Annotated in this window: 7 protein-coding genes; all 7 read left to right on the top strand. The window is 64.6% G+C overall.

Translation table 11 applies throughout. From position 1 onward, the window contains the following. Nucleotides 1-209: flagellar FliJ family protein (locus tag AC1DT2_RS15865; RefSeq protein WP_477297366.1), on the top strand; the 209-nt coding region annotated here is incomplete at its 5' end. Nucleotides 210-258: 49 nt separating this feature from the next. Next, nucleotides 259-1,407 carry a flagellar hook-length control protein FliK gene (locus tag AC1DT2_RS15860; RefSeq protein WP_477297365.1) on the top strand — a complete coding sequence of 383 codons (1,149 nt, stop codon included), beginning with the start codon at nt 259-261 and terminating at the stop codon, nt 1,405-1,407. 198 nt (nt 1,408-1,605) lie between these two features. Then, on the top strand, nt 1,606-2,103 hold the full coding sequence (locus AC1DT2_RS15855; protein WP_063572300.1) for a flagellar basal body-associated FliL family protein: 498 nt from the start codon (nt 1,606-1,608) through the stop codon (nt 2,101-2,103). A gap of 15 nt (nt 2,104-2,118) precedes the next feature. Continuing rightward, the gene (fliM, locus tag AC1DT2_RS15850) at nt 2,119-3,150 is read left to right on the top strand and encodes a flagellar motor switch protein FliM (protein WP_082879106.1); all 1,032 of its coding nucleotides are present in this window, start codon (nt 2,119-2,121) and stop codon (nt 3,148-3,150) included. A gap of 310 nt (nt 3,151-3,460) precedes the next feature. Then, nucleotides 3,461-3,736, top strand: a complete 276-nt coding sequence (gene fliN / locus AC1DT2_RS15845; protein ID WP_197478325.1) for a flagellar motor switch protein FliN — start codon at nt 3,461-3,463, stop codon at nt 3,734-3,736. A 5-nt stretch (nt 3,737-3,741) separates the two neighbouring features. After that, nucleotides 3,742-4,173: a flagellar biosynthetic protein FliO gene (gene fliO, locus AC1DT2_RS15840; RefSeq protein ID WP_477297364.1), complete on the top strand. Its 432-nt coding sequence runs from the start codon at nt 3,742-3,744 to the stop codon at nt 4,171-4,173. 68 nt (nt 4,174-4,241) lie between these two features. Beyond that, nucleotides 4,242-4,827 (top strand): flagellar type III secretion system pore protein FliP (locus AC1DT2_RS15835; protein WP_477297363.1); only part of this gene is annotated, 586 nt, incomplete at its 3' end.

The raw sequence follows: 4,827 nt of genomic DNA, 5'->3' as shown, positions 1-4,827 counted from the left end.
TCGTGCAGCAACTTGGCGAGGTGCAGCGTCGGGAGCAGGCACTGGAGCACGCGCGTCTGCTCTGGACCGACGCGCGTGGCCGCGCGAAGGCGCTGGACTCCGTCACGACGAAGTACCGCGAACAAGAACGCAAATCGGAAGATCGCCGCGAGCAATCGCAGGCCGACGAACGCTCGCAATACCGCCGAAATCCCCGGGGCGAGGCATGACGCTTTCCAGCGTCGGCAGCCTCCCGAACGATCACATCGAGTACTCCGCATGAACAACGCCACGATCGCCCTCAACGTTGCACGCCCGGTCAATCCCGCCCCGTCGCCCACGACGGGCGCGGCCGCCGCGTCCCCGGTAACCGGCAAGACGAACGACGACACGGCCTCGAACAAGCGCTTCGACGCGGCGATGGACGCGGCGCATGCCGATGCGCGCAAGACCAGGGACCAGCCGTCGGACAAGAGCACGACGACCTCCACGACGGCATCGTCGGCCAAAGACACGAGCACGGACAAGACGGCCTCGACCCAGTCGGCCGACAAGAAGCCGGACGACGACACGACGAAGAAAGATGATTCGACAGACAGCGATACCTCCTTGGCGACGAGCGTGCTCGCGCTGATTGGTGTGCCGCCCAAGGTCACCGATATCGCCACGAAGGCCCTGGGCACGGCCACGGCGGCAGCCGGCAAGCTCGGCGACGCGCTCGGTGCGCTCACCGGCCTGGGAGGCACTCCCGGCACCGCCGCGGTGGCGACCGGTGCCACCGTCGGCGCGAAGGGCGCCGTCACCGGCGACCCGATCACCGACGCGATGGCGGCGGCGCCGTCGCCCGTTGCGACCGTCACCGCATCGCCCTTCGCGAGCCTGCTGGCTGCCCAGGGCAGCGACCTTGCGTCGACCAAGGACGATGTGTCGGCGACCGATCCCACGAGCGTGAGCCCGATGCCGCTCATGCACGCTCCCGCCATGAATGGCGTGGCGGCCCCCGCGATGCAGGTGCAGGCGACGCAGGCGGCGACATCGCCGCAGTTCAGCCAGGAACTGGGTGAGCAGATTGCGTGGATGGGTTCGGGCGACATCAAGTCGGCACGCATCAAGCTCCACCCTGAAGAACTCGGCAGCATGGACGTGCACGTGACCATGGATGGCGGCAAGGTCAACGTGGCCATCCTCGCTCAACATCCCGCTGCGGTGCATGCCGTACAGCAGACGTTGTCGCAACTGGACACGATGCTCGCGCATCACGGGTTGTCACTTGGCGAGGCCAATGTCGGTCAGCGCGATCCGGGTCAGAACCCCGCCCAGGGCGAATCGCCGGACGGGCAGGGTGGTGCTACGGACGAAGGCGCGGCAGCGACGGGCGTGGTCGGGACCTCGCGCGTCTCGCGCAGCCTGGTCGATGAGGTGGCGTAACACGCGTCGGTGACGTGATTTCGGCGGGCGTCAAAATTTTCGCCTCACTCGCCGGCGCCTAAGGGCAGCGAGAACCGCGTCACAGCGCCATATCTCCATCCGGGCCACGGGTGACGCAGATGGCACGTCGCTTGCAACAATACCCGCAAGCCCGACGGGCACGACCGCTTACGTATTCGCATTCCAGAGGTTTCACGCATGGCCGCAGCACCTAAAGATCCCGCCGAAGGCGCTCCCAAGAAGAAGGGTAAGGGCGGGGTCATTCTTGTCGCCGCGCTGGTGGTGCTTGCCGCCGGTGGAGCAGGTGGTTTCTTCATGATGAAGGGCGGCCATGGCAAGGCGGGTGCGGCTGATGCGACGGAGATCGCCAAGTCAAAACCCGCCGTTTATCTGCAGCTGGACCCGGCCTTCGTGGTTAATTTCCAGGACGAGACCGCCCTGCGTTTCCTGCAGGTCGGTGTGAACGTCATGTCGCACGATCCCGAAGCCATCGCTGCCGCCAAGGAAGCCGACCCCGAGATCCGTAACGCGTTGCTGATGCTCTTCTCCGCACAGGACGTGAAATCGCTGTCCGACGTGAAGGGTAAGCTGAAGCTACAGGCCGCCGCGCTGGCCGAAATCCAGCGCGTGCTCAAGGAGAAGATCGGCCGTCCCGGCGTGGACGCGGTCTACTTCACCAGCTTCATCATGCAGTGACGGGACGCTTCGGCCATGAGTGACATCCTTACCCAGGAAGAAATCGACGCCCTCCTGGCCGGCGTGGAAGGCGGTGCGGTCGAAACCGAGATCGAGCTTCCGCCGCCCGGTGGCATCCTGGACTACGACTTTACCCAGCAGGACCGTATCGTACGTGGCCGCCTGCCGACCCTGGAAATGGTCAACGACCGTTTCGCCCGTTACTTCCGCGCCAACCTGTTCAACGTGTTGCGCAAGTCCTGCGAAGTCTCGGTGCTTGGCGTGAAGATGACCAAGTTCAACGAGTACGTGCACTCGCTGGCCGTGCCGAGCAACCTCAACCTGATCCGGATCAAACCGTTGCGCGGTACCGCGCTGATGGTCTTCGAGCCGCGCCTGGTCTTCACCGTCATCGACAATTTCTTCGGCGGCGATGGCCGCTATCACGCGCGTATCGAAGGTCGCGATTTCACGCCGACCGAGAACCGCGTGATCCAGATCGTGCTGCAGGAGGCCTTTACGGCCATGGCCGAGGCCTGGGCACCCGTGCTCAAGATGCAGTTCGAGTTCCTCAATTCCGAGATCAACCCGCAGTTCGCCAACATCGTCAGCCCCACGGAGACCGTGGTGGTATCGCGCTTCCATATCGAGCTCGACGGCGGTGGCGGCGAAGTGCACCTGACCCTRCCGTATTCGATGGTCGAGCCGATCCGTGAGTTGCTCGACGCCGGCGTGCAGAGCGACCGTGCGGAGCGCGACGAGCGCTGGATCCAGAATCTGCACGAAGAAATCCTCGACGCCGAAGTGGAGGTCACCTCCATGCTGGCCGAGGCGCGGCTGACCATCGGCGACTTCCTCCATCTGCGCAAGGGCGATGTGATTCCGATCACCCTGCCCGAGTGCGCCACGGTCTTCGCCGAGGACGTGCCGATCTTCCGCGGTCGCATGGCCAACTCCAATGGCAACAAGGCGATCCAGTTCGATTCGCTGATGCGCAAGCGGGGCGAGGGTAAGGCCATGCCGGTGACGACGACGGCGCCGATGCCTGAGTTGACTGAGTCGGCCTGAGGCAAGAGCGATGGGTGCTTGCCAGCGCACCCCAAGCCTGACGTCAACTGACCGTCACCGCACGCAACTGCCGTCATGCGTCAGCTTTCCGTCTAGTGTCGGTTTCCGGTCAGCGCGGGTCACCCGCGGCGACCCGCCAAACACCTGAAAAAACACAAAAAATTCACCGTTCCCTCGCTGCCGAAGCCATGGCACGCCGTTTGCTTCTATGGGTACATACCCAAGCAGCGCGATCACCGGAACGGACATGAACGAACCCACCACGCTCGAAGAGATCGAAGGCGCCAACGAAGCCAGCCTGCACAAGTCCATGGGCCTGGGCGCCGAGGTCAACCTCGACGTCATCCTGGACGTGCCGGTCACGATGGCGATGGAAGTCGGCCGTACCAAGATCAGCATCCGGAACCTGCTCCAGCTCAACCAGGGCTCGGTGGTCGAGCTCGACCGTGCCGCCGGCGAACCGCTGGATGTGTTCGTCAACGGCACGCTGGTCGCCCATGGCGAAGTGGTCGTCATCAACGAGAAATTCGGTATCCGGCTGACCGACGTGATCAGTCCGGCCGAGCGCGTCCGCAAGCTGCGGTGATTGCCATGCGCCGTACCGTCGCCGCCCTCGCCGGTGGCTTCCTTTCCTGCGCTCTGATGGCGGCCCCGGTGGCTGCTCCGGTCGTCGCTCCGGCGGCGGTGGATTCGGGTGCGGAACTGATTCGCGTGTTGATCAGCCTGCTCGGCGTCATCGCGCTCATTTTCTTCGTGGGCTGGCTCAGCCGCCGCGCCCAGGTGCGCGTGCATCCGGGCGGTCGGAAGATCCGCGTCATCGAATCGATGCCGGTCGGCATCAAGGAAAAAGTCATGTTGCTCGAAGTCGGCGGCACGCAGATCCTGGTTGGCGCCTCGCCCACCGGTGGCCTGCGTACGCTGCACGTGCTGACCACGCCGGTCGCGGACGACGCTACACCGGCGGCTGCCGCGCCGACGATTCGTGGCTTCCGTGATGTGCTCAACCAGTGGAAGCGCCCGTGATCGCGGCGGCTATCGCGGGCAAAGCCCGCTCCCACAAAGAGCCGTCCCCCAAAGTACGTTGCTGGTCGTTGCTTGTTTTCGTCGTCTTGCTGCTCGCACCGATGGCCGCGTTCGCCGCGGACCCGATTGCTCCGCCGGGCATTCAGCTGCTGAACGTGCAGCCGGGCGCCAACGGTAGCCAGAACTGGTCGCTGTCGATCCAGATGCTGGCGCTGATGACGGCGCTGACGGTCCTCCCGGCGATCCTGCTGATGATGACCTCGTTCACTCGCATCGTCATCGTGCTCGGCTTCCTGCGTCAGGCGCTCGGCACCAACAGCACGCCGCCGAACCAGGTGATCGTCGGCCTGTCGCTGTTCCTCACGCTGTTCGTGATGTCGCCGGTGATCGACAAGGCTTACAACGCCGGTATCAAGCCATACATGGACGGCCAGATGAACGTGCAGGACGCCGTGCCGCTGGCCGCCGCGCCCTTCCGCCACTTCATGCTCGACCAGACACGCGAGCCCGACCTCCAGCTGTTCACCAAGCTCGCGGGCGAGCAGCCCTATGCGGACAAGGACTCGGTGCCTTACCGCGTGGCGTTGCCCGCCTTCGTCACCAGTGAGCTGAAGACCGCCTTCCAGATGGGCTTCCTGCTGTTCATTCCCTTCC

The sequence above is a fragment of the Luteibacter sp. P4_E6 genome (assembly GCF_056401535.1).
The sequence above is the reverse complement of the archived record's forward strand: the minus strand, read 5'-3'. Positions and strand labels throughout refer to the sequence as shown.